This is a genomic window from Faecalitalea cylindroides, from assembly GCF_028321995.1.
Taxonomy (GTDB): domain Bacteria; phylum Bacillota_I; class Bacilli_A; order Erysipelotrichales; family Erysipelotrichaceae; genus Faecalitalea; species Faecalitalea cylindroides.
Genome location: NZ_JAQLXG010000001.1, coordinates 139,589 through 166,132, shown reverse-complemented (window position 1 = coordinate 166,132; position 26,544 = coordinate 139,589). Strand labels below are relative to the sequence as shown.

General features: G+C 33.1%; 25 protein-coding genes and 1 riboswitch. Of the genes, 6 read left to right on the top strand and 19 right to left on the bottom strand.

What is annotated here, in order from left to right; translation table 11 throughout:
- Positions 1 to 123: 123 nt before the first annotated feature.
- Together PND65_RS00945 and PND65_RS00940 are read right to left on the bottom strand one after the other, a co-directional pair.
- Positions 124 to 603: an MlrC C-terminal domain-containing protein gene (locus PND65_RS00945; protein ID WP_271989924.1), complete on the bottom strand. Its 480-nt coding sequence runs from the start codon at positions 601 to 603 to the stop codon at positions 124 to 126.
- Entirely contained in the window at positions 600 to 1,583 is a 984-nt protein-coding gene (locus tag PND65_RS00940; protein WP_271989926.1) for a M81 family metallopeptidase, read from the bottom strand. The genes PND65_RS00945 and PND65_RS00940 overlap by 4 nt, the downstream gene beginning before the upstream one ends.
- Before the next feature lie 579 nt (positions 1,584 to 2,162).
- On the opposite strand from PND65_RS00940, the gene PND65_RS00935 reads away from it, so the two are divergent.
- Together PND65_RS00935 and PND65_RS00930 are read left to right on the top strand one after the other, a co-directional pair.
- On the top strand, positions 2,163 to 2,351 hold the full coding sequence (locus PND65_RS00935; RefSeq protein WP_271989928.1) for a type II toxin-antitoxin system HicA family toxin: 189 nt from the start codon (positions 2,163 to 2,165) through the stop codon (positions 2,349 to 2,351).
- Positions 2,352 to 2,388: 37 nt separating this feature from the next.
- Positions 2,389 to 2,811 (top strand): type II toxin-antitoxin system HicB family antitoxin, encoded by a 423-nt coding sequence (locus PND65_RS00930; RefSeq protein WP_271989930.1) that lies wholly within the window; start codon positions 2,389 to 2,391, stop codon positions 2,809 to 2,811.
- A gap of 123 nt (positions 2,812 to 2,934) precedes the next feature.
- Here PND65_RS00930 and PND65_RS00925 read toward each other — a convergent pair whose 3' ends face one another.
- The 16 genes from PND65_RS00925 to PND65_RS00850 all read right to left on the bottom strand — a co-directional run bounded on the left by PND65_RS00925 (position 2,935) and on the right by PND65_RS00850 (position 20,892).
- Complete coding sequence (locus PND65_RS00925) at positions 2,935 to 3,351, bottom strand: DUF4430 domain-containing protein (RefSeq protein WP_015535417.1); 417 nt, start codon at positions 3,349 to 3,351, stop codon at positions 2,935 to 2,937.
- A gap of 1 nt (position 3,352) precedes the next feature.
- Complete coding sequence (locus PND65_RS00920; protein WP_022356349.1) at positions 3,353 to 3,847, bottom strand: hypothetical protein; 495 nt, start codon at positions 3,845 to 3,847, stop codon at positions 3,353 to 3,355.
- Positions 3,844 to 4,341 (bottom strand): ATP:cob(I)alamin adenosyltransferase, encoded by a 498-nt coding sequence (locus PND65_RS00915; RefSeq protein WP_271989933.1) that lies wholly within the window; start codon positions 4,339 to 4,341, stop codon positions 3,844 to 3,846. Before PND65_RS00915 ends, PND65_RS00920 begins: the two co-directional genes overlap by 4 nt.
- Before the next feature lie 67 nt (positions 4,342 to 4,408).
- Positions 4,409 to 4,564: riboswitch (cobalamin riboswitch) on the bottom strand.
- Positions 4,565 to 4,566: 2 nt separating this feature from the next.
- On the bottom strand, positions 4,567 to 5,406 hold the full coding sequence (locus PND65_RS00910) for a helix-turn-helix transcriptional regulator (protein ID WP_271989935.1): 840 nt from the start codon (positions 5,404 to 5,406) through the stop codon (positions 4,567 to 4,569).
- Between the two features lie 2 nt (positions 5,407 to 5,408).
- Entirely contained in the window at positions 5,409 to 6,833 is a 1,425-nt protein-coding gene (locus PND65_RS00905; RefSeq protein ID WP_271989937.1) for an ASKHA domain-containing protein, read from the bottom strand.
- Positions 6,830 to 7,468 carry a cobalamin B12-binding domain-containing protein gene (locus PND65_RS00900; protein WP_271989939.1) on the bottom strand — a complete coding sequence of 213 codons (639 nt, stop codon included), beginning with the start codon at positions 7,466 to 7,468 and terminating at the stop codon, positions 6,830 to 6,832. The genes PND65_RS00905 and PND65_RS00900 overlap by 4 nt, the downstream gene beginning before the upstream one ends.
- Positions 7,461 to 8,561: a uroporphyrinogen decarboxylase family protein gene (locus tag PND65_RS00895; RefSeq protein ID WP_271989941.1), complete on the bottom strand. Its 1,101-nt coding sequence runs from the start codon at positions 8,559 to 8,561 to the stop codon at positions 7,461 to 7,463. The genes PND65_RS00900 and PND65_RS00895 overlap by 8 nt, the downstream gene beginning before the upstream one ends.
- Positions 8,552 to 9,553, bottom strand: coding sequence for a uroporphyrinogen decarboxylase family protein (locus PND65_RS00890; RefSeq protein ID WP_271989943.1), 1,002 nt, complete (start codon positions 9,551 to 9,553; stop codon positions 8,552 to 8,554). Before PND65_RS00890 ends, PND65_RS00895 begins: the two co-directional genes overlap by 10 nt.
- A 265-nt stretch (positions 9,554 to 9,818) precedes the next feature.
- Positions 9,819 to 11,135: an ATP-binding protein gene (locus tag PND65_RS00885; protein ID WP_271989945.1), complete on the bottom strand. Its 1,317-nt coding sequence runs from the start codon at positions 11,133 to 11,135 to the stop codon at positions 9,819 to 9,821.
- A 244-nt stretch (positions 11,136 to 11,379) separates the two neighbouring features.
- Positions 11,380 to 14,679: a DEAD/DEAH box helicase family protein gene (locus tag PND65_RS00880; RefSeq protein WP_271989946.1), complete on the bottom strand. Its 3,300-nt coding sequence runs from the start codon at positions 14,677 to 14,679 to the stop codon at positions 11,380 to 11,382.
- 23 nt (positions 14,680 to 14,702) lie between these two features.
- Positions 14,703 to 15,794: a restriction endonuclease subunit S gene (locus PND65_RS00875; protein ID WP_271989947.1), complete on the bottom strand. Its 1,092-nt coding sequence runs from the start codon at positions 15,792 to 15,794 to the stop codon at positions 14,703 to 14,705.
- A 32-nt stretch (positions 15,795 to 15,826) separates the two neighbouring features.
- Complete coding sequence (locus tag PND65_RS00870; RefSeq protein WP_271989951.1) at positions 15,827 to 16,144, bottom strand: multidrug transporter; 318 nt, start codon at positions 16,142 to 16,144, stop codon at positions 15,827 to 15,829.
- 10 nt (positions 16,145 to 16,154) lie between these two features.
- Positions 16,155 to 17,144, bottom strand: a complete 990-nt coding sequence (gene xerA, locus PND65_RS00865; RefSeq protein ID WP_271989952.1) for a site-specific tyrosine recombinase/integron integrase — start codon at positions 17,142 to 17,144, stop codon at positions 16,155 to 16,157.
- A 42-nt stretch (positions 17,145 to 17,186) separates the two neighbouring features.
- The gene (locus PND65_RS00860) at positions 17,187 to 18,290 is read right to left on the bottom strand and encodes a restriction endonuclease subunit S (protein ID WP_271989954.1); all 1,104 of its coding nucleotides are present in this window, start codon (positions 18,288 to 18,290) and stop codon (positions 17,187 to 17,189) included.
- 44 nt (positions 18,291 to 18,334) lie between these two features.
- Positions 18,335 to 19,837 carry a class I SAM-dependent DNA methyltransferase gene (locus PND65_RS00855; RefSeq protein WP_271989956.1) on the bottom strand — a complete coding sequence of 501 codons (1,503 nt, stop codon included), beginning with the start codon at positions 19,835 to 19,837 and terminating at the stop codon, positions 18,335 to 18,337.
- Positions 19,834 to 20,892, bottom strand: a complete 1,059-nt coding sequence (locus tag PND65_RS00850) for a Fic family protein (protein ID WP_271989958.1) — start codon at positions 20,890 to 20,892, stop codon at positions 19,834 to 19,836. The genes PND65_RS00855 and PND65_RS00850 overlap by 4 nt, the downstream gene beginning before the upstream one ends.
- A 315-nt stretch (positions 20,893 to 21,207) precedes the next feature.
- On the opposite strand from PND65_RS00850, the gene hemC reads away from it, so the two are divergent.
- From hemC to PND65_RS00830, 4 genes are read left to right on the top strand one after another with little or no spacing between them, the layout of a single operon-like run.
- Positions 21,208 to 22,089 (top strand): hydroxymethylbilane synthase, encoded by an 882-nt coding sequence (gene hemC, locus PND65_RS00845; protein ID WP_271989962.1) that lies wholly within the window; start codon positions 21,208 to 21,210, stop codon positions 22,087 to 22,089.
- Entirely contained in the window at positions 22,086 to 23,477 is a 1,392-nt protein-coding gene (gene cobA / locus PND65_RS00840) for a uroporphyrinogen-III C-methyltransferase (protein ID WP_271989963.1), read from the top strand. The genes hemC and cobA overlap by 4 nt, the downstream gene beginning before the upstream one ends.
- Complete coding sequence (locus tag PND65_RS00835; protein ID WP_271989965.1) at positions 23,474 to 24,496, top strand: NAD(P)-dependent oxidoreductase; 1,023 nt, start codon at positions 23,474 to 23,476, stop codon at positions 24,494 to 24,496. The genes cobA and PND65_RS00835 overlap by 4 nt, the downstream gene beginning before the upstream one ends.
- Positions 24,474 to 25,022, top strand: coding sequence for a biotin transporter BioY (locus PND65_RS00830; RefSeq protein ID WP_204712691.1), 549 nt, complete (start codon positions 24,474 to 24,476; stop codon positions 25,020 to 25,022). The genes PND65_RS00835 and PND65_RS00830 overlap by 23 nt, the downstream gene beginning before the upstream one ends.
- On the opposite strand, the gene PND65_RS00825 is transcribed toward PND65_RS00830, so the two are convergent.
- Positions 25,002 to 26,537, bottom strand: a complete 1,536-nt coding sequence (locus PND65_RS00825; protein ID WP_271989967.1) for a nitrite/sulfite reductase — start codon at positions 26,535 to 26,537, stop codon at positions 25,002 to 25,004. The two genes, PND65_RS00830 and PND65_RS00825, sit on opposite strands and share 21 nt — an antisense overlap.
- Positions 26,538 to 26,544 lie beyond the last annotated feature (7 nt).

Below are 26,544 nucleotides of genomic sequence, written 5' to 3'. Positions count from 1 at the left end.
AATAACAACCCTATGAATTAACTTTTTCATCCTTATTTTACTCGTATATGTAACCGCTGTCAATAAGCTATTTAATTAACACTTATATAATAAGTAAATAATTATTTTTTTTATTACATAAATTTAAAGAATGTATTCCAATTTCTCTAAATCGTCAATTGGCCACATAGGTCTATAGATCTTCTTGAATGGTATTTTTTCAGATTTTTGAATTGTTGGTCCATCTGTCAAAGCCATAATATGATATTTCGTTTCTGGAATGAGATATGTATCTAAATATCCCATTTTTACCACTACAATATCATAATCATGAAATTCTAGACCTGCGGCATGAAACTGTTCCATCGTTCCATATTGAATGTTGTGATTCAACACAATTACATCAATATTTGTTCCCTCAATTCTTATTGTATGCGCATCTCCCACAGAATAATTGTTTCCAAATCCATATAACTGGATTCCTTTTTTAATAATTGTTCCAACAATATGTATTGGTTTAGATAATTCGTTTTCTCCAATACCTAAATCAAATTCTATCCGATCATTAACATTATGCATTAAGCAATAGTTATGTGCTTTTTCATCATTTATGCCTGCAATCAAAACTTTTTTTCTGTAGTATGTTTCAAAAATTCTTCGAGAACAACTGTATTTTGACCAGCTCCACCAGCTTCACAATTATTTCCAGAATCTGTTATTACTACCGTTTTTTCTGGATACGAAATTGCTTTTTCAACCGATTTATCTAACTCATCAAAATTTCCAGAGAATTGAAATTCTTCCCTATGATCCCATACATAATTAGAAATCTCTTCAGCTATTTTTTCACAATGTTCTTTATCTTCATATCTATTTGGTACCACAACAACTGCTGCCCCTAATTTGTCATCGTCATGCCTAATATATCCAACATGAAAAGAAGTAGAAAATACTCGTGAATCTTTTTCAGCCTCATCTAACAATCGATTGATTGAGCATACAGGCTCTTTAGCTGAAACACTTCTCTCTCCTCCAACCATAATTGGTAATTTACGTATAATAGGTTTCATTGATCTTCTGTTTTTTAATAAATCAATCAATAATATAGCCACTAATCTTTCCGTCTCAACTTGATCTGAATGAGGTGATTCCCTGTAGCACCTAACAATATTAAGTTCATCACAAAGTTCGTTCGTCAAATTTCCGTGAGGATCCATAACCATTGCGATAGGCATATATTTGCCTGTTATCTTTCGTATTTCATGCAATAGGTAATGTTCTCCAGAAATACAAGATAATTGTTTTACTCCACTTGCTCCATGAAACTGTAAATAGATACCATCTATTTCCTGTACACAACTTTTTAACGAAGCTAATATTTGCTTACAAATAAAATCAAACGTTTCTTTTTGAATCATACCATTTGGATGCATAGATGCAAATATGGAAGGAATGATTTCAATCTGAGCATTTTCAAAAATATCTTTAATATGCATCGCATCAATACAATCTTCATCATAAAGAAAATGAAAATCATCTTTAGTAACAATATGTGAAATATGTTCATTACATTCTGCTGTAAAATGAGCAACAAATACCTTCATACTAATCCTCTCTTTATTATTTTAATAATTAAAAAATCAAACACTATAAACACTAAATTTGTTTATTCCAATAAATAAATATAATGATTACTTTGAATACAGAATAGATCTATGATTTATGGTTTTGATTCAATAAGGATAAGAGGAATGAATAATAAGTATTTTACTATATCAATTTTTTGTCTTTTCATTATAAATACAATGGAATATCGGTAATTGATCCATCTGCTCAATATCCTATTTTAGAAAATCGAAAAATTACTTTAGAGTGAATTTTGTATTAATTACACATTTTTCTAAATTGTATTTATTATTTTTTGCACATTTTTCCCTTATTATATTAAGTGATTTTACACATTTTTCTAAGTTTTTTTAGATTTATAAATCACATTTTTATATTTTGAAATCTAGATTTAATATAAATTCAATCTCTTTATGATTTGAACTTTTATAATTTGTTTATCCGAATCCTAAATAAACTTGATTAATATTTTTTTAATTTATAGCCTTTACCTTGATAACACGTATTCATTTTATACGTGTTTTTTTTGCTGTAATACAAATGCAAAGAGGTGTCATATGCCAATGACGTCTAAAGATATGGAAAAACTTATCCTTGCAGATGGTTGGATATTAAAAAGTCAAGTAGGATCTCACAGACAATACATACATCCAACCAAAAAAGGTAAAGTTACGATTCCTTTACATTCAAAAGACTTGAAAAAGGCTATGGATCTTTCCATTTTGAGGCAGGCGGGACCGAAATAATCCCTGACTCATAATTATATTTTCAGGAGGTTAATTTATGTTATCCATTTACCCAGCTATCTTTTATAAAGAGAAAAACGGATATTCTGTAATATTTCCAGATTTGAATTATCTCTCGACATGTGGTGAAAACTTAAATGATGCGATGGAAATGGCAATCGATTGTTTAGCCGGATATTTATATATCGCAAAACTAGATGATGATAAATTACCAGAACCATCAAAAATTGATGACATTCATCCTATTGACATCGCAAATACAATAGGTTTTGATGGAAAAGATTCATTTATTAATCTTATTTCAGTCGATTTAGAAGATTACGCAAAAACACACTTTAATAAATCCGTAAAGAAAACTCTTACGATACCTGAATGGCTGAATCGTGAAGCAACCAAAAAGAACATCAACTTTTCAAAAGTCCTACAAGAAGCTTTGATTGCTAAATTGCGCTCTTTGTAAACCTAGAAATCAATTATAAGCGTCATTGGCATGACACAATTCTAAAGAAAAAATGAGCATTACACTTGTTAATTTAAGTGTGATGCTCATTTTCTTATAAATCATTTAGAAAGGATCCAAATCTTAAAATTCATTAGTATAAGAGAATACAAACTGATCTCCATCGTTGATTTCTAAATTTTGTACAGCTGGGCACATTCCTTCTTCCTTACATGTTTCATTGTTTTCGCTGGAAAACAGCCACCATGGTCCTTTATTAAAATCCTGTTTTAACCCTAACATAGAATCAATATATGCCCCATAACTGCCCTCTTCAAATACAATTTCTAATTCGTCACATTCAGATAAGAAATCATACAAGTTTTCAATATCTCCTTCTTTTGTCAAAGTTTCATTAAACAATTCTTTATCATTTACTTCATCTTTTACGACAATATCTAAAGAAACTTCTTTTACAGAAGAATCTGTATCACTCTGTGAAGCACAACCTGTTAAAATCATTCCTGCACATAATCCCATTAATAAAATATTCTTTTTCATCTCAATATCTCCTCTGTAATTTTTCTAAAAAACCAACTAATTTATTTCCAATCAAGGCATATTCAACACCACTGATAATTCCCTGTGGAATTGAAACCTGTAACCCCAAAATTAAATATAAAACAGTAACCTGCTTTGAGAACAATAAGAATGGCAACTGTAAGATCTGTCCTGTTAAAAAGGAAAAGAAACCACATAGCAAGATTGGATATATCTTTCTTTTTGCTAATCTCTCTTTATTTAGACCTATGATCAAACTATAACTTGGATACACCAGAACATACATGGCATTCCAAGGGTTTACTCCTTTAATAAACATATTGACCACAGTAAAGATCAAAGATCCAATCACAGCCTGTTTGGTTGAAAAGCTCATCGCAATCACAAAAGTACATAAAGTGATTACCTCCAGATACATCACAAATGAAAGTGAAGTAAAGGCAACAAACTGAATCGCGCCTAAGATTGCACACAAGACCATATCACGTGTTGTCATGAAGCAACCTCGTATGACTTAGATACAAACACCTTTTCTTCAAACCCCTCTTGTTCATTTTCATATAAAGCCATATAAAAGAACAAATTTGCCAATAGATTAAACAAATCATAGATCTTTTTATCCACTTGTTTTTCTTTTTCAATCTTCACGATCCAGCGAACGATATTTTTACATTCACTTCTTAATACATGAAGGTAGCTTGTGCCTATACAGCCAACCGGAAGATAGAACTCTTTAAATGGTCTTTCATACTTTTGATAAATCTGTTCTACTTTTTGAAATCTTATGTCATCAATGGCATTTTTACCACGAATCGATCCATTGGCATGATAGATCGTTTCACATAAAAATAAGAGTTCCTCTTGATCAATATGCTTGATATAGTGCATAGACAACCCTAGAAAACTTGCCAATCGATCAGTCATAATTTCATAATCACATTGATTTGATCCTTCTTTTAGAAAACTATATGCACAATAATCCGCTTTCATCACCTCCTAAAAAAATCTGCCTTTTGGGCAGATTAAAAGAAATCCCTTTTTCTTGAGCCCAGAAGAAAAAACTATTTATAAGAAAGCAGGTCTCCCGACTTCATTTCATCCTCTGATCACCTTCCCATATTTCTACAGTGGCTTTGATCATCGTCCATATCACGGTTGCTGGGGCAGTTAAAGCTTTTACTTTATTCCCTTAACTTCCTTATAAGTGATTCAATTTTACTGTTCTTCGATTTTCATCGTATTCATCTTTCTGAATTGACCAGGTGTTATAGAATAGATTCGTTTAAACGTCTTATAGAGCGCAATATCTGATTTAAACCCGCAATTTTGCGCAATCTCTTCAATCGTTAATTGATCCTCTAACAACAAGCTCTTTACTTCTGTCAGTCTTCTTCGAACGATGAAATCATGCACCGAAAGCTCCATGACCTCCTGGAAAACATGTAAGACATAATACTTGCTGTAACCAAGAGATTCACAGATATCATCCAAACAAATATCTTCTTTAAAATGATCTTCAATATACTCTACAGCTTTTTTCACCAATAAAGATTTCTTATTGTCTTTATCTATATTCATATGTATCATATCCGAATAGAAACGATACACGCTGGAGCTGTTCATAAAGATATCACAAGTTTTATATTTCGTTAAGCTTGAATAAATCGAGCTGAAGAAATAATTGACCTTTTTATATGCAATCGAATCTAAGATATAGAAATCTTTCTGTAAAACCTTAGACATCTTCTTTCCCTTGATCAAACAATATTCCAATTCGACATAGTTAAGATTTAATTCAATCTTATGTTCTCCCAACAAGATCAAAGTTGTTTTTATATCCGGCGATATCTGTTTGTCATCCACTGTAACGATACCTAAGTTTTCATACCAGGAAATCACCAGACAATCTTCTTTGCCTAATTCAAAAGAATATAAGATTCTACTTTTTTTACAAATTTGACCAATCTCAACTGCCAAATGAAGATCATTTTTTAAAGGATGTTCAGATTCTAATAAATAGTGTTTCTTATGTTCTACTTGCTCTGTCTCAAACATAGTCATTCTCTTTCTACAAAATACATATTATCAACAAAGCGATCAAAAAACAAAGAATTCTCCATTAAAGAAATCGTTTTAGACTTTCTTTGAATTTCTTCGATTTTTTCCTTATCCTGCAAAAGCGCATACTGGCATATTCCTCTTAAGGCCGTATTGCCAGAAATAGATACTTTATCCTTCCACAGACGACTAAATATACCTAATCGCATACAATCTTCTATATCTATGCTTTTTGAAAAGCCACCTGATAGATAAACTTTTTTAACCTCTTTATCCTGCAAAAGACAATCAAGAGCCGCCATGATGGCTGATTTTGAAAGCTGAAATTCACGAATATCCTTTTTTGTTAATACAATATCATCACATAAATAAAAATCCTGTTCCATATAGCCACTTTCCTGTAAAACATTCATCTTTAACAATGTCGCAAGCCAGGAAATATAGCCATTTCCACAAACACCAACCACATCTTTATCTTGAAGCGTATGATATTTCAAGCTCTGATCAAACCATACCTTATCCACCGCTCCAGCAATCGCACCTGTTCCACATTTCATGTGTCCCCCTTCAAAAGCCGGTCCACAAGCAGCACTGGTCACGATATATTGATCTTGATCTTTATATACCATTTCTCCATTCGTCCCTAGATCAATCAACAACTCCTTTTCTTTTAAAGATAGAATATAAATTCCCATTAAGATATCACTACCCACATAAGCTGAAAGAGCAGGCAACACCTGTACTTCAAATTCATACTCTAAATCAAAAAATTCTTTGCTGGAATAAGAGCGAAACGCATTTACTTTACACACATAAGGAGCCACTCCAATGCTGGAAGGATCTTCATTCATAAAGATATGCGTCATGATGGCATTTCCACAAACACACAATCGTTTAATAGGATATACGCTCTTTGATAAATACAAATTGATTTCCTGTATCAAACAATCATGCAATACAGATAAACCAACTTCTTTACAGGCTTGAATGCGTGAAATTACATCCGCTCCATAGATTCTTTGGGGATTCAAAAATTTATATTCTTCGACTTTTTTTGCCGTATGGATTTCATAAATACATAAAACCACTGTGGTAGTCCCTATGTCAATTCCTGCCACATAGCCATGCTCTTTACCACCAATAAGATCCATGTTATCAGACAAGATCTGAAATTGATCCTGTTTCTGCACTTCTTCGATTGCCATATCATTTTGTAAGGGGCCATGCATACAGGCAAGACGGATATTATTTTTTATTTCTTCAGCCGTTAATAAAGAAAGCTCAAGCTTGCAAGGTTCAATATAATCCAGAGTATGAATCTTGCATTTGCCACACTTTTTCTTTCCGCCACAACTTGTATCAATATTTAATTTGTGTTTTTGAATGGCATCAAAGAACGTTTCCCCTTTTTTTACTATGATCATTTTGAAAACATCACACTTAATTGATCAGCTAGACTCACGGCATCTTCGGTATATAGATCTGCTTCAATCTTATCGGCATATTCCTGTGTGACAGGAGCTCCCCCGATCGCTACTTTTACTTGATCACGAACACCGGCTTCTTTTAAAGCCTGCATAACTGTTTCAAAATATGGCATGGATGTTGTCAACAAGCTGGACATGCATAAAACATCTGGCTGATACTCTTTGATGGCTTCCACAAATTTAGCTGCATCCACATCGACTCCAATATCTTTAACTTCAATGGATTTTGACTTTAACATCAATATGCATAAATTCTTTCCAATATCATGCAAATCTCCTTTGACCGTACCAAATATAACTTTTCCTTTTGTCTGTTTTGGTTCTTTTACTAAGTAAGGCTCTAAAATATCAATGGCTGAATTCATACAGCGAGCTCCAATCAACACCTCTGGAATAAAAGCTTCCCCATTTGCCCATTTTTTCGCAATATCATCCATTCCTTTTAATAAACCATCATTTAAGATTACCTGCGGATCCACCTCTTCATCCAAACATTCTTGAACTAGCTGATTAATCTTAGGCAGCTGACCTGTTATCAACAAAGAACGAATCTCATTTACTTTTTCATTCATTTTTCTCTGCTCCTTTCAAAGTACCATAACGATAAGCCTCTTCAATAAATGCCACAACATTCTCAATTGGCACATTATCTTCTAAACGATTGTTGACGGTAAAAATCGTTCTTCCCTTTTCCTTTGTATAGAAAGTATCAATCAAGAACTGTGTTTCTTTGATTACATCTTCTTTTGTTCCAAATGGTAAGATACGCTGCAGATCCATACCAACCCAGAAGCTTAACTGATCTCCAAATGTATCCACAACTTTCTTTTCATCTAGAGCATATTTTTGAATTGGATGCAAGACATCAATACCGGCTTCAATCAACTGATCGATCAACATCATCGCATCCCCGCAACAATGCATCCATACATGTAACCCTAAACTATGCGCATAATCACAAAGCTCTTTATAATATGGAAAATAAAATTCTCTAAACATTTCTTTGGACATGAACGGTCCTTTCTGCATACCTAGATCATCCCCAAATCCAATCGCATCAATACCAGCTTCTTTGACACCACGCTTAGCGGCAGCCTTAAAGAAACGAATCACACGGCGATTGATATCATGAACTCTTTGAGGATTCATATAGAGATCCATCATAGAATTTGTCATTCCTCGATATGTCCAGATCCTTGTCCAAGGGCCACCGGAAAGCCATGCCAAACGATATCTTCCATCTGGTTCTGGAGCATGACAAAACATATCCGGTTCTTCAATATCTGGAACATCTTTTGAAATCTGATCATAAACTTCCCAGGATATTGCGGTTTCTTCATCCACTCCAACTGTTGTAGTTCGTCCAATAGAAGGATCGGCATTTTCTACATCACACCAAGTGTATTTATCCCCCGGTTCACCAAAAACACTTGGCTTCTTTACATAGAATTCCTGCATATCTTCCGGATATTTCTTAAACAATTCTTTTAAAACTTCCTGTTTATCTTTGGATAACAAATCCAAATGGATCCAAGTCCCAATAGCTACGCCTGGTCTAGGAGCTCCTTTCCCTTCAATACAATCAATCATCTGTTGACGAGTAAAAGGTTTATATTTCATCTCTTTAAACTTTTCATTAAAATCCTGCATAATATTTATCTCCATTTCTCAATACTCTTAAAGTATTGTTCTATATTTTCCCATTTGGCATGACTTGGGATATCACAACCACTGGAAATCAACCAGTTTGGATATTTCCCTAACTTTTCAAATAATTCTTTTACTTTGACATCCATCTCTTCTTTTGATGCATCACAGAAATACTTAACTGGATCCACATTTCCAAATACCAGGATATCTTCACTTGTTTTTGATAAGACATCCTCTAGATCGATCGCATTTCCAAAATGATAGCCATGCGCCTGAATAGAATAAATCTCTTCTAAACTAGAAACCGTACTAGGCCCGCAGTTATGATAAATAACACTGAAATGATCATCCTGAACTTTATCAATGATCTTCTTTAAATAATTGCCGGAAAAAGTCTGTACCATTTCTTTAGACATCAAACCCGCAAGAGGTTCAGCTATGATAACTCCATCAGCACCTGCTTCCTTAAAAGCTAAAATATATTGTTCTATAAAAGTAGACACCTTTTCTAATACCGTATGAACAAGACTAGGCTGCATGATTGCCTGGATCATGATTTCTGAAACATCGATCAATCTTCCAGCTAAAGAAAACGGTCCAATCGTTCCCGCAAAAATAGGTTTATCCTTGTTTCTTGATGCGACAAGTTTTATCGCATCCACATAAACCTGGGTACGATTTTTAGATACATCGGGAATCTGCAAGGCTCTAGCATCCTCTAGACTTTTTACGATCACACCTTTAGCATTTGGCACTTCACGCTCACTAAATTGAACCTCCATCCCAAAAGCTTGGGCTTCTACCGAAAGATCCATCAAACCAATGTAAGCAGCTTGTTTAGGACAAAATTCCATGATCGTTTCAATCATCTTGGACTGTACTTCAGCATTTTTTACTGCCATTTCAACATTCACATTTAACTTTTGAACAGCCGGAAAGCTTAGAACCAAAAAGCTCTCTTTGGTCTCTAGACAATGTTTTTTCCACTCCTTATATGAATAGCTCATAATACACTCACCTCTAGTTAAAGTATATGAAAAAAACATTCATTGAGTAATGATAAGAATTGTCATGATACTTCCCAAAATTGCTCTTATATAACAAAAAAATTATATATAGGATATTCTTCTTTTCAATTCATCATGTATTAGATAATTAGTAACAAAAGTAAAAGAAGCTGTCCTAAACCATTTAAATAGTTTTGGCAAACAGCTTCCTGTACTTCATAAATGCATAAATCCAGCTAATTATTAATTTTTCTTTAATAATATTTTAATTAAGGGCTTCTGTATCAAATTTAAATTCTAGTGCGTATAAAGGATAGAAATAAATACCATTTTCCTCATCTTTTCCTATATTCTTTGAAGACAACCTAAAAGCGTATTGCGGCTTATATTTGGCAACAAAATTTTTAAACGATTTTGAAGTTGTATGATTTCCAGCTTTTACTTCAATTGGCGTTATTCCATCCAAGCAATCAATCACAAAGTCTATCTTAGTATATTGATTTGGTTCATAGTAATATGCATTTATCGATAATCTTTTTAACATTTGTGAAACAACATTCTCGTATATTGCTCCTTTATATATGCCAATTTCTCCCTGCATGATTCTCAATACATCTCGATCCTCAAAACAAGATACCAACAAACCTGTATCTCCCATATATATTTTGAATATAGATAATTCAACTTCTTTCTTGAGTGGATAATCTATATGTGCTAAGCGATTTGTTTGAATGACGATTCCTGCATCTTTCAACCATTGAAGACTATTATCAAAATACCGCGCATTATACCCTTTCCGTATCATAGAATATTGAAATTTATGGTTCTCTTTTGCAAGCTGTAAAGGGATAGAATCAAAGCATTCTCGAATTTTGATTGCCTGAGTTGCATCTGAATATTTCACCATATCAGCCAAATAATCGTTTACAATAGCTCGCTGTATTCTTAAACAATTTTTTTTGTCTTGAGAATCAATATATTCTTGTACTACTTCCGGCATTCCTCCAATAACCATATATAAAGAAAAATATTCATTCATTTTATCATGCAGTAATTCCGGAATCGGTTCGCAGTTCTTCACACAATCAAAAACTTTCCTAAGTACTGTTTCATTGATATCTAATGCATTTAAAAACTCTATAAATGATAGAGGAAACATTTCTATCACTTCAACATATCGAACCGGATACGAAGAAGTTCTCGAAATCGCAACACCTAATAAACTGCCCGAACAAATAATATCACATGGAAAATCCTCTCCTATAAATTTTAAAGCTGTCAAAGCATCTGGACAAGCCTGTATCTCATCCAAAAACAATAAAGTATCTTGATCTATTCTCTCTTCTAAAGCAAAATATGTAAAATATTCATATATTCCCTTAGGTTCATGCGTTTTCTGGAAAATTTCCCGTGCACTTAAATCTCTTTCAAAATTGATTTCTAATACATTACGATAATTCTCTTTGCCAAACTGACGAATAATATATGTTTTTCCTACCTGTCTGGCTCCTTTAATTATAAGAGGTTTTTTCTTTTTGCTGTTTTTCCATTGTATAAGTTTCTTCATAATATGACGTTCCATAAAGCACCTCCTTTGTGTTTATTATATAATTTACCTTAAAAATGTGCAATTATGCATTTTTTTACATGTATTTTTATGCATTTTTGCACTTTTTTTAAAGTTGCTTATTTAAATATACCACTAAAGAAGAGTCTTTGCTTTTTCATATTTTCCAAAGTATACTGGCAAATCATTATCTGAATATGATTTTAAATAAACTTTTTCTGTAAATTTCTGTCCATATTCACCAATATTGTTAAAAATTCTACTGGGCGCAAATTGCGTTCTTGTTGATACTATTTATAACGTTTTGAATACCACACCACAAATTTATGTTGTCACTGAATAATTCAACAACATTTCCTTTATCAATAAAAGGTGATTCTTGTAAAACAGATAAATCTTTCATTACTCCGTTACGAACAATAAACTCAACAATTTGATTTACAAAATAGATTTGATTTCTATTCATTTGTCTTTCATCCAAGTATTTTGAGAAAGCTTCTTTTGCAGCATTCATATCCAAACCAACTATTTCACGCACAAATTCACCAAGTGGTTTTTCACCAACTTCAGAATAATAATCTTGTTTAGTTCCCAATTGCCCCCATATAATTTTTTCCAGTTCATCCATATCATTTTTATCTAAAGGCTTATTTTCTTTTAACTTCATGATGACTGGATTATTTTCTTGGTGTTGTTTAATATAATATTCAAGTTTATCTTTATAATTTTGTAAATCATCATTTTCCAAATCAGATTCATTCCAATTTACAGACAAAATATCGTCCTCAAAATCAGTAATGTAAATTTTTCCTGTTTTAGGAATATACTTAATCAGATCACGAAGATTCTTTCTAATAATTTCAAAATCATCAATATCACTTTCTTCTAAATAATTCGTATGTAATATTTTATTTAAAAGTTCAGACTGCACTTGTATTTCAGGAATATTTGCAACACTTGCTACACCCTCAACTTTTTTCATAAGATCCTTTTTGTACTTAGGATATTTTTTCTGTGCTAAATGAGCTAATTCAATCCCATACATCAATGCATCAAACCGAACTGCACTAATCTCATCATCATCCGGTTTAATCAATGGTACAAGCTCATCTTTTACATCTAAACAATTTTCATAAGTCAAAGAAGTATAATTTTCTGGATTAGAATATAGATCAACATATTTAATATGTTGCCGTACGTCAAACTTATTACGATCCAATTCTTTTACCTTGCTAACCATTTCTTCAACTAATTGTTTTCTCCACTCTTCCAACTCTTCTGTTTGATAAGTCAGATCTTGCAATTTATATGCAATTTGAAACTTTAAATTGAAGATTGCTCCATGCACAGCTATAGCATTCGCAGATGCTTTACCTTTATTCATTCTAAAGAATTCAAAGTTCCCACAGAAATCGAAAATATAAAATTCTTTTTTATCATTTCCATCTAATAGTCCTGGACACAATCGAGTTCCTCTCCCAATCATTTGCCAGAATTTCGCCTTACTCATTACCTTTTTAAAGAAAACAAGATTAACTACTTCAGGAACATCAATTCCTGTATCAAGCATATCTACTGAAATTGCAATCTGAGGAAGTTTATTTGCGTCCGAAAATTCATCTATTGCGCTTTGAGCATAGTTAATTTTATTATCAATAACTTTGGCATAACCATTCAATTCTGGATATTCTTTATTAAATACTTCGAATATTTTTTCTGCATGATTATGATTCTTTGCAAAGATAATAGTCTTTCCGATTTTTTGACCATAATCAACTGTAATACCATAATTAAATAAAGTCTTTAATACTTTTCGTATTGTATCCTCATTAAACACCCATGAATTCAAAGCAGAAGAATCAATGCGTTCTGGTACATGCCCATTTTCATCTGCAAATGTATCTTCATATTCTTCCTTCTCCTCTTCAGACAACTGATCCCATACAATACCTTCAGATATAAACTTTAATTCTGTTTCAACCGAAAGAAAATCAACTAAGTATCCATCTTTAACCGCTTGAGCAAGTTCATATCCATAAGTAGGAACACCATTTTCTAGTTCAAATATCTTATATGTATTCTTATCAATTTCATCTTTAGGGGTAGCTGTAAGTCCCACAAGAGGGGCATCAAAATAAGTAAAAATATCTTTGTACTTGTTATAAATAGATCTATGCGCTTCATCGCAAATAATCAAATCAAAGTGACCACAAGTAAATAGCTTTTTATCATCTTCTTTAACAGTATCTATGCATCCAATCATTGTCTGATATGTTGAAAATACTGCATGAGCATTATAATTAGATTTATCTTCTACTAAGTTTGTTGCAGATAAATTTGGAAGCATATTCACAAAACTTCTTTTTGCTTGTGTAACCAATGAATTTCTATCAGCTAAGAACAAGATATTCTTGATCCAGCCTTCATTTAAAAGCACATCTACAAGTCCAATAACTGTTCTAGTCTTACCAGAACCAGTCGCCATAACTAGCAATGCTTTTCTTTTATTTTTTTGATCAAAGGCTTCACAAGTAGCTCTAATAGCTTCTTCTTGATAATATCTACCCGCAATATCTTTGTTTATATTGATAAATTTCAAATGAGATCTAGTACTCATTAAATTAAAATACTTCTCTAAATCTCTTTTAGAGTAAATAGAAGACACTTTTCTTTCTGGATAATGATTATCAATGATTCTTGTTTCAAAACCATTTGTAAGGAAAATCACAGGTCTGCGTCCATATTGTTTTTCTAATATATTGGCATATAAAATTCCTTGTTGTCTACCTTTAGAAACATCTACACATGTTCTCTTAGCTTCGATAACTGCTAATGGTTTTTGCATATCGTCGTACAAAACATAATCAGCATATCCTACTTCCGATTTATTAGGCATACCTGGCAGTTCTACTTCATTAACCCAGTCCTTATCTTCCACCCATCCAGCATCGAGGAGCATTGCATCGATATATAATTTACGTGTTTTATATTCAGACAAATCCAAAGGTTTCGCAACATATGTGTTTTGCTGCTGTGACCTACGCTTACTTAGTTCTTCTTTTAAAGATTTATTTTCTTCAATCAACGCCTTCAAGTCAATATCTAGATTTATTTTCGGAACTAATGTTACATCTTCTTTTTCTAAAAGAGAGGCGTCAAATTCTCTCTCTTCATATTCATCTCCGTAACAATATGCTATCCAATCCATAAAGTAGAAAAGATTCTTCAAACATATTTCCGCAATATTTTTAGCCTTGTCCCCACTATTATGAGCTGCTTCATTTCCATAACGACGGATGAATTCCAAACGCCTCCATAAATCATCACCAATAATTTGTCTAAATGCATCACAATTCATTAGAGTATAGAGATTATCTTTATAAGGCACTTTTAATTCATAATCAACTGAAAACATCCACTTAATGGCTGCTTCCATTGCCCTACGACAATTTATGATACAAGTATTACTATCAACTTTATATGTCTTTTCTGCAATAATCGCTATATTGATAAAGTCTTTAAATTCACTCTCTTTTCTCAAGTAATCAAAGTTTGTCATAGCGCACCTCACTTCCCTTATACTTATTCACATCTATATTCTAATACATTTATATCTACATACATAGCGTCATATTTTGATTTGTCGATTTGTTTAACAAAGAAAACAAATTCATTTTGAAGTTCTATCGGTGGAACAATAACTTTTAATTCACTAAGTATTTTCAGATTAATATTCTTTTGTGCTGACTCTGGAGCCTGCGATTCAAGTATTCCCTGAAAGAATGAGAACCAATAATGAATAAATATATTGCTAGTCTTATCATTGGCAACAAAACCAACGACGCTATCTGGAAAACAAGCATCAAATTCCAATATAGCTGTCTTAGCAATATTAGCTGCAATTGTAATACAAAGAGTTCCTTTATCCCACATTTTACTCTGCTCTAAACCAAGGTCTGAATAAGTTGCATTATACGACGATATATATAAATCTGCATTTGCCACATCGCCTGTCTGAATCAATGGATAATCACCACCTAATAATTTAGGATCATTTCTCGGCCTGTGTTTAGATACACCACGACCGAACTCACCTAAGTCAGGTAATGTTGCTTCAGGTAATTCATAAGGGTTTTCAAATGGATTCCCAAACATCTCGACAAATCGGGCTTTGGTAAGTTCATCTAGTTTTTCAAGTTCCTTCCGACGCACATCAATTATCGCTTCTAATCGAGAAAGAATCTCTGCAACTTTATTCTGTTCAGATAAATCAGGAACATACAATCGCAACTTGTTTAGTTCTTTTGCTGAAAGATGCTTTACTGTAACGAATGCCGTTTTTTGTTCAATTTTTTTCAGTGCCTTTGACATAGCAAAACGAAGATATTCTTCATTTGTTCCTTTTCTTACAGTTAACTTACATACTCGCTGATTTAATAGTGCCCCATCACTTTTCCAACGAGCAATATTGAATTCTCCGTCCATCCCTATAAGGAGATCACCTGATTTTAGGACGTACTCCTGTGGATAATCTCCCGAATAATAAGTCTCAGAATATCCTCTCTTCACATCTCTTATTCGAACCAATGGTGGATATGCGGGATCCTCAGTAAAACATTTCGAATCAAATGCAAATCCATATTGAATGTCACATATATCTGTTAATTTCTTCATATATTCATCCCTACAAATCCGAATCTGCAGTTTTATCTTTTTGTTATTTGGGTTACCTCTTTTCTTAATTCTTCGCTAAATTCATCTAGATCCTCTAGGTTTATTACATGATCTTCTAATAGATCCAATATATTTATGAGCATTTTCGATCTTCTCATGTCAATCACAACGCCAACACTTCTTTTATCTTTAAACACTCTGTTTTCAAGATCCCAGAAATTTTGAGCCGCTGATCCATCCCTACTCAATATCTCGATGTATTCTTTATTTAGTTTTTTCATATAATCTTCTTGCCATCGAGGCACTCTTTTTCTAAAAATCTTCCAATCTGATTCTTTTACTTCGTACATAACTTTTCTCCTATGAAATATATCTTCTATGTGATTCCTTTACATTGTTCTGATTTACCATTGCATAATGCATGGTTGTATCTATTTGAGAATGTCCTAATAAACTTTGAACCTGTTCTATCGGCATTCCTTTGTCAATAGCCTTTGTTGCTACAGTCCTCCTAAATTTGTGTGGGTGAACTTTAGAAATCCCTAATCTTCTTCCTAATTGCCTTAGTCTAATTTCAACACCGCTGATATTTAATCTATTATGTGGTTTATCTAGTGAAACAAACAAAGCTTGATTTGAATCAGTTCTAGAATTTAAATAATTCTTTAAATGAATCTTGGTTCTCGCATCAAAATAAACTGGCCTTTCTTTGTTCCCTTTACCAAATACGACACATTCCCTATTTTCAAAATCAATATCATTAATATTTAACTTTACAAGTTCTCCAACTCTCATACCAGTGGAAGCTAATAAATCAATAATCGCCAAATCCCTTAAACAACTACAATTATCTCTTAGCAGTTCTAACGTTTCATCAGAGTATGTATCTTTAATAACCTTGTCCGTTTTAATCTTATGAATTCTTTTCATAGGACTTTTTAATATATAATTTTCTTCTTCTAACCAAGAAAAGAAACTACTTAAATTACGTCTAATGTTATCAACACTTGCTTTAGAACAATTATTGATTTTCTGATAATCCGTCAAATACGTTCTTAAATCATCTGTTGTCATATGTGTAATTCCTTTATTCATTTTAGAATTCATTTTTATTAATGTGGCCTCATAATATTTAGTAGTTCTACTGCTACAGCCCTCTATTTCTTTAGCTGAAATGAATTTTTTAATCAATTCCTCATTTGTAAATTCACAAATTCCAACATTCTCTTTCGAATAGATTTCAACACCATCAAGACAACGATTTAAGACTTTATGCAACACTTCCATTTGTGCATTGTCCAAATAATTCAATAAAGACTGTTCAATTTCAGTAATAATTTCTGTTTTCATGTTAGTAACCTCCGTTACCAACATCCCTACATCCATTATTCTTTATCCAAAATATTCTTGCATTAAGCTATCAAATAGTTGTTGTGTTTTCTCTAACGACTTCTGTACTGCTAATTTTGATTTATCGACTTGTGTAACAAAACTTGCAAACTGCCTTTGTCGCTCAATATCAGGAATCATAATATCAATCTTATTCATAGTTGATATCGGTAACTGTGGTTGAGCTGAACCACTTGCAATTTTCTCTTTAATATCTACAAGCAACATCTTAAATTGCTCAATAAAGTACACTTCATTCACAATATCTCTTTTCATCCTCAGAATAACCATTCCTGAATTAATCCTCACATTTTCAAACGGTACATCATCAGTATAAAACGCTAAATTCCCAAGTGTTCCTCTTGTTGTGAGTACAATATCACCCCTTGTAAGTTTCCCTTTACGAAGTTGCTTATCTTTTTCTTTTGAAATAAACATACACGTATCAAAATTAAATCCCTCGCATGTAACATTTTTTGCATTTAAAAACAAACAATAATCCTCTTTTTTAAAATCGTCAGCAACAGGATAATTTTTCCCTCTATCCCCATCAATAATTTCACACACTTCAGTCATTATCTTTGTTTTTAATTTGAGAGGATTAGTCAATGGATCCCCAAACAGTTCGACAAATCGGGCTTTGATAAGATTATCAAGATAATTAATCTGCATTGTATAGTGAGAAATAATATCTGATACTAAATCTAATTGCTTTACAATAGATACTTGATTATCTATTGAAGGTAGAAAATGTTTCTTTTCTGAAGTAGTTGATATCCACTGACGTTTATGGTTGGGAGGCATTTTTGATAAACTTAACAATAGATAATAACAATATTTTAAATTTGCATTATGCTTTGAAGTCAATATTTTCATTGCCGACGATTTAACTTTAAAAGGGAAATCAACATAATGAACCGATGTAGTAAAGTCATCAAAGATGATACAAGGACATTTATTATAGATTCCTTCTTTTTCATTTGTATATCCTAAAATAAAGGATTGTCCTGCAGTTAAAACAGGTGTTCTATATTCGTCACTATATCTATCCGATTCGACAATATAATCAGTTGGCTGTTCATAATCTATAAAATCTTTTATTTTCATTAAATCGCTAAATCCGAATTTACCATTCAGATTTTTCCTCCTTTCTATCCTTTCAGAAGAGCTTTTAATTCTTCCAAATTCTTATCAATTTCTTTATTTAACTCTTCTATATCTGCAAGTATTTCACTAGTAGGTGGATATTCTACTTTTTCATAAATAACTTCTTTGTATTTATTAATAGAAAGATCATAATCGTTATCAACTATTTCCTTCATATCCACGAAGAAACTTTGTTCTGTTCTTTTACGATTTTCCTCTTTATCTAAATGATTAAATCTTTCAATAATATCTGGAATATCATTTTCTTTGACTGGTGATCTCTTATCGTCTAATGAATAACCATCCGCTTTCATATCATAGAACCAAACTTTATCAGTTCCACCATATCCTGTTTTAGTGAATATCAATATTCCTGTTGAAACACCAGCATATGGTTTAAACACTCCAGAAGGCATTGAAATTACTGCTTCTAATCTATTATCTTCAATAATTGCTTTTCTTATTTGCTTATGAGCTTTACTTGATCCAAATAAAACACCATCTGGAACAATACAAGCACATCGTCCACCAATCTTTAACATCCTTATGAATAAAGCTAAAAATAATAGTTCCGTTTTCTTTGTTTTGGCTACTTTTAATAAACTAGCAGATACCGAATCGGCATCCAACGTTCCCTTAAATGGAGGATTGGCAAGAATCAAAGAATATTTATCTGTATCAATATTTTGATCAGATAAGCTATCTCTATATTCAATGAATGGAGACTCTACACCATGAGTCATCATATTCATAGCACCAATACGAAGCATAGTTCTGTCCATATCAAATCCGTAGAACATATGATTCATATAATGATCTCTATTTTCTTTATTCATTAAAATATCATTCCGATATGTCTCTCTTAAATAATCACTCGCTCCTACTAAAAAACCACCTGTACCACATGCCGGATCGCAAATCGTTTCCTTTGGTGTTGGCTTCATCAACTCAACCATCATATGAATAATATGTCTTGGTGTTCTAAATTGCCCATTTCTTCCAGCTGTAGAAATCTTAGATAATAAATATTCATATACATCACCACGAATATCAATTTCTGTTGATTTTCCCATCAACGAATAAATATCGTCTAATGAGTCAACGACTTTAGATAATACTAATGGCGTAGGCAATTTAAATATCGCATCATCCATATATTTTGAATATGCACTATTCTTGTCAGAGTGTAGATTCTTAATAAAAGGAAAAACCCATTCTTGAACCGTTTCATACATTTTGTTTGCTGGCAAATCTCTAAATGTTGACCATTTTAATTGTTGTCCATCAACAGTTCTTTCACCAATTTTAATTTGGTCAGAAAAAATGCTTTTAAATGGTAAACCTAACATCGCACATTCTTTTGCATTTTTATTATCTGTGTCATCCAAATCACGAATAAACATTAAATAAGTAATTTGTTCAATTACTTCAAGCGGATTTGTTAATCCACCGGCTGCAAACACATCCCACAGAGCATCAATTTTATTTTTTAATTCACCTGTAATCATTTTTCTTCCTCCCTATTCCATATATATGAAGTATATCTTCCACCACTCAATTTAATAATTTCATTATTTTTTAATAAGTCAGAGAGAGTTCTTTGAATAGTAGTTTCACTTATATCAGGACATTTCTCCATGATTTGATTCTTTGTGATTTTGCCCATATGTTTTCGTATCACTTCACGAATTCTTCCCGGCTTGCTCATTCCAGATTCAATCAATGTCTGCACTCTACCAGAAAACTCTTTATATGCTGCAATAATTACTCCAAGATAATATTCTACAAATGGTTCATAATCATTTTCATTCTCATGCCATCCATAAGAACTAGCCTGTAATACTTCATAATAGGTTTCTTTAGATTGCTCTATCAGTTTTTCTATACTTATGTATTTTCCAACTATATATCCTGACTTATATAAAAGAAGCAAAGTAAGAAGCCTACTCATTCTTCCATTTCCATCATTAAAAGGATGAATACACAAGAAATCTAATATACACATTGGCATCAATATCAATGGATCAATATTATCATTAATGGCATCGTTGTATGCATTGCACATATTAGCTATAGCTTCTGGTGTAGCCCAAGCTTCAATAGGTTTAAATCTAATTCTTTGATTTCCAAAAGAATCAACTTCTGCGATTATATTATCTGAAGATTTAAATTTTCCTCCAAAGCCTAAACTATTATATTTATATAAATCTCCATGCAACTGAAGAAAATAATTCTCATTTACAGGAATATATTCATAATTTTCATGAATTGTATTTAATACATCACGATAACCTGCTATTTCCTTCTCATTTCTACTTTTAGGCATTGTCTTGTCCATAACAAGTTTCCTCAAACGTTCATCTGTAGTAATAATTCCTTCAATCTTATTTGATGCTTCGGTACTTTGGATTTTAGCTACCTCTAATAATTCAGTTAGTTTGTCAGAATTAGACTCAATAAATAAATTTTGTTCTCCTTTATATTCATGAATAGAAGTCAAGAGCGAAACTATATTCGGAGTTAATAATTTCTTCCAACTTTCTTTGTATTCAAATTGTCTCATTATGTCCCCCTTTATCTTTTAACATCATTATAAATTTAATTTAGTCATTTTTCAATTCAATTTAGTCATTTTTCAGAAAATGACTAAATTAAATCATTTAATGACATAATTAAAATTGTGTATTAAAACCTAAAACTAAAAGAGTTGTCATAGAATTAACTTTCTTTTTAATCTGAATTTCATACTTCCAAGATATAAGTCAAAAAATAGATTAAACATTATATCTAAACCGTTATGCATCTTCCATCTAAAACTAGCCTCCTTGCATATTCTTAGCAATATCCCTATAATTTACTCGATAAAACGGAGAACAAAATGAAACTTAAAATTGGTACCAGAAAATCAAAACTGGCAAGAATTCAAACAGAATTAGCCATTCATAAAATACAGGAATGTATGCCTGAAATTGAAACAGAGATCATTCCCATTTCAACCCAGGGTGATAAAGATAAAACAACACCACTTTATGCCATACCTCAAACCGGTGTTTTCATCAAAGAAATTGAAAAAGCTTTGATCAATAAAGACATTGATATTGCCGTGCACTCTTTAAAAGATGTAACTTCTACTTTAGATAATCGTCTAATGTTGATTGAACCATTTTTATTTGAAGATAAACGAGATGCACTGATCACAAAAGATCACTCAACCTTAAAAAATCTAAGAAAAAACGCTGTGCTTGCGACCAGCAGCATTCGCCGAATAGCCTGCATCCACCATATACGTCCTGATATTCAATTTGTAAATATCAGAGGAAATATTGAGACACGTATTCAAAAATTTAAAGAAATGGATATCGATGGTATTGTTCTTGCTGCAGCTGGGCTAAAACGATTACATCTTGATTCTTTGATTGATGAATATCTCGATCCATCTATGATCATTCCTGCCTGCGGACAGGGAACCATTGCCTTAGAAATACGAAAAGAAGATAAAGATCTATTTTCAAAACTATCTCAATCATCCAATCAAACATTAGAAACCAAGATAGAAAGAGAATTCTTAAGCTTATCTAAAGCAGGCTGCCATTATCCAATTGGATGTTACGCAAAGTTTGTAGATGATCAACTACAAGTTCATGCCTGCCTAGGCGAAACAATAGAAGACTGTAATTTTGTTTCGACGGTCTTCGATAAAGCTGAATACAATACAGCTGCAAGTTCTATATATAAGAAAATAAAGGAAGAAAATATATGATATGGTTTGTAGGAGCTGGATGCTATCATCCAGACATGTTAACAATAGGTGCTAAAAAATTATTAGAACAAGCTGACTGTATTTTATACGATCATCTTGTAAACAAAGAATTTCTTCAATATGCTTCCAAAAACTGTGAATGCATCTGCGTAGGAAAACGAGGACATCAAAAATCATGCGCCCAGGAAGATATCTTTACCCTTTTGGTTCAAAAAGACAAACAATATAAAAACGTTGTTCGTTTAAAAGGTGGTGACCCTTATCTTTTTGCCAGAGGAAGCGAAGAAATGCATTATGTATTGGAAAATGGATGCAATTGTCAATATGTCCCAGGAATCAGCAGCGCCATTGGCGCTTTAGGCTATGCTGGCATTCCTGTAACACAAAGACATACTGCTACTGGTTTTATCGTGCATACGATGCATTATCAAGATGGCAAAGATCATCTGGACTATAAAAAGATTGCTCAGGAAACAAATACCCAGATTTTTTTCATGGGTTCTCATAAGATCAAGACACTGGCTCAAAAATGTATAGACAATGGCATGAGCGAAGATACTCCGATCGCAATTGGATCACATCTAACTTATCCTGAACAAAAAGTATACACATCCACGCTCAAGAAAATCTTGAATAAAGATCTAAGTAGTTTTACCAGTCCATTACTGATCGTATTAGGAAATGTCGTAAAAGAACAATCACTGCTGGATAACACAAAAAGGTTACCCGCTTTTGCCAAAAACGTTCTTTTTGCCAGCATTGATGAGAATCCCTGGCCAATTGAAGACCTGCTTTTAAGATATGGCATCTTTACCTATTCTAGACAGGTCGCAAATGTTATATATATACCAGATGAAATTGTCGATTTGAACTTATATGATACATTGATCTTCAGCTCTAAACACGCTGTTAAAAGTTTCTTTCAATATCTATCATATAATCACATTGATATAAGAAGCTTATTTTCAAAAAAGATCTTCTGCATTGGTAAAAAAACACAAGAAGAATTAGAGCGAAGAGCCATACAAGTCGATCATGTTGAATCCAATTCATCCGATATGTTTACTTATATAAAGGAGCATAAAAACGCTCTTTATATAAAAGGAAAAGATGTTGATTGCCCAATTGATTCTTTAAGCACCTATCAAATTGCACCAATAGAATTTGATTTACCTGAAGTAAAACTGGATGCCATTGGCATCAGCTGTCCACAAGCTTTAGAAATCCTTGATCAAAAAGGCATTGATAAAACAACTCCAGTTTTCTGTTATGCGCATAAAACATACCAAAAGGCAAAGGAACTTGGATTTACAAATATTCATACGACGCCATCTTCAAAACAAGAGATCGTAAAGCATATCCTTGAATACTTTGGAGGAAACATATGAGAGTCTGTTTAGATATTGAATTTCAAGATGCAATCGTGTGCATCCTTGGAGGAGGGAAGGTTGCCTTACGGAAAGCCAAACAATTTATTGAAGCCGGCGCTACGATTTATATACATTCAATACAATATGAACCTGAATTTAACACACTACATATCAACAAAGTAGACAAAGATACTTTCATTCATACATTATCCAAAGCTAAGTTAGCCATTGCCTGTACAAACAATAAATCTATAAACAAAGAATTTATTCAAACAGCTCGAAAACATCATGTACTTGCCATGTCCTGTAATAAAAACCAGGAACAAGATACGTTTAGTACTGTGACTAAACGCGATAAACATCTTGTCTTGTCATGCCATACCAATGGAAGCTTTCCTGTGGCCAATCAGAATATAGTCAATGATTGGAAGGCTCGTCTAGAAATCCTGGAAACTTTGCGAAACAATCTTCAAGACCATGCACTATGTCATGATCTAGTAAATCTGGATGATCAACATCTCTGCTTTTTTCAAGAAGCCCTTCAAACCAAGCAGGCCATTATCTACCTGCTTCATGGAAACTCTTCTTTAAAGGCAAGAATACAATGTCAAAATCTGATTCAGCACTCTAAAACTAAATTTGAAGAATATACAAGCACAACTTTCTTTCTGGCAAAGAAATACCAGGATATTGATTTAGAAACACTTTGTAAGCTTCTACAGGAGTTTCACATTAAACCTCATTTTGTCTTCTTGTTTTGGCAACAAGGGCGATATGTCATACAGGGAGCACAAACAATCAATCAATTCGGCTTTGATCATCAACATATACAGATTGATCCAAATCAGTTTATAAAAGAAAGCGAAACTTTGATCATGCATACAAAACCAACCAGCAAAACACAAAATGCCGTTTTAGTCAGCATGTTGGATTCACCATTTTTACGATCACAATATCCTGATGCTCGTTTTGTTAGTTGCCTAGATGATACTAAAGTCATAGAAAGGATACTCTATGAAGTCAATTCAGCTCTTTAGTCGCATGGCTCTCTTTTTAGCACTGATGATCCTTTCAGCCTATATTCAAATTACCCTTCCAACCCCATTTATGCCTATGCATATCACCATGCAGTTATTTACTGCCATTCTATGCGGGTTTTGTCTTCCCGATAGATATGCATTCTTGTGTATGTTTACATATATATTGGTTGGTCTTCTTGGATTTCCTGTCTTTGCCAGTGGTGGAGGCCTGCAGTATATCATGAAACCAACCTTTGGCTTTGTGTTAGGTTTTCTTGCCTGCAGTACTATATGTGCCATCGCATACAAAAGAAAAAGTCCAGTCAGTCTGAAAGAATACTTTCTTGTCGGACTCACCGGACTTATCAGTTTTTATGTAGTAGGAAATATCTATTACTATTTTTCCTTTCCCATCTTGATGAATACCCGCATTCCTTTATGGTTATCTTTAACCAACGGATTTTTGGTTTCCATCATTCCAGATATATTAATCTGTTTTCTTGCCTGCAAAGTCGCAAAAACTCTACAGATACTTATCAAGTAACGCCTGCCACTGGTCGGCGTTTTCTTTTTGCCAGTTTTCAAATGTTGCATTGGCATTAGAAACCAGTGTACCAAGTTCAATAAAGAAATCATTGATATCACTTTCCAGGATCAAGCCTACTTCTTTACCAAACTGTGTATCTTCTAGATCTGAAGATCCATTGACGCTCATCTTAAATGCCGAATACGGTTTCTTATCTACCAACTTAGTAAATCCCTGTAATCCAATCGCTCCAATCTGATTGGTTCCACAAGAACTTGGACATCCAGAAATATACACACGAGGTAAAACTCCTTCTTTAAACTCATAAGGACGTAAAGCTTCGATCAAAGATTTTAAAACATTATTAGAGTCACGAAGCCCAACTTGACATGTGCTGGCTCCAATGCAGGAAACACTTGTTTCAAACGTTGTATGAGCCCCATCTTGCGTATGTTCTAATACTTTTTGAACTTCATCGCCACTTAGATTTACGATATAGATATCTTCCTGTGGCGTTAAACGCAGTTCAACTTCATCCATATCCTGGACCACATCATAAAGTTCTTTCCATTTATCCAGGCTCATATTTCCACATAATGGATGATATTTCACCGCATATAAACCTGATTGTTTTTGTTTGATCACACGATCCGGAATCACATCTAGTTCCTTGCCTTCTTTTTGGATCACTACATCTTCTACATGTACATCATGATCCAGATACTTCTTGGCTAATTCGACTTTTTCATGAAATTCCTCTACGATCCTATTTTTTCCTAGACTCATCTGAAGATATCTAGAACGAGCTTTCGCACGATTTTGATAATCCCCATGCTCCATGAACACCAAGACCATTGTATTAATATAATAAAGAATATCTTTAGGATCGATATGATCTCCAACCTTGACACCCATCATCGGATTGTTTCCAAGTCCTCCGCAACAATACACATCAAAAGTTTGATCCGTATTGGCAATAAATCCCAAATCTCTAAAGTTGGCATGTACTTCATTGGCTTTGGAATTTGAAAAAGCCACCTTAAGCTTTCTAGGAAGAGAATACTTGTTTACGATGCTTAACAAATACTCACCAGCTGCCTTCGCATAAGGATAGACATCAAAAGCTTCTTCTGGATCCAATCCGGATAATACAGAACACATGACATTACGCGGATAATCTCCTCCACCACCACGAGTTACGATATCTCTTTCTAAAGCTTCTTTCATGATTGGCGTTAAAGCTTCCGGTCTTACATCATGCAGCTGAACGGTTTGACAAGTCGTACAATGCGTACGCACAATTCCATGTTCTTGACATTGATCAATGATAAATTTCAATTTTTCTTTTGTGATACGTCCCTGATTCATTCTAAGTCGCAACATAAAGGCTTCTCCACCACGCTGCGCATAAGAACCAAACCCACCGCTGTATCCTTTATACTCTTTCATAGAAATTTCTTTTTGGATAAACTGTTTGGTCTTACGTTCAAATTCAGGAAGTTCCTGTAACAATTCTTCTCGTAATGTATTCATATTCTTC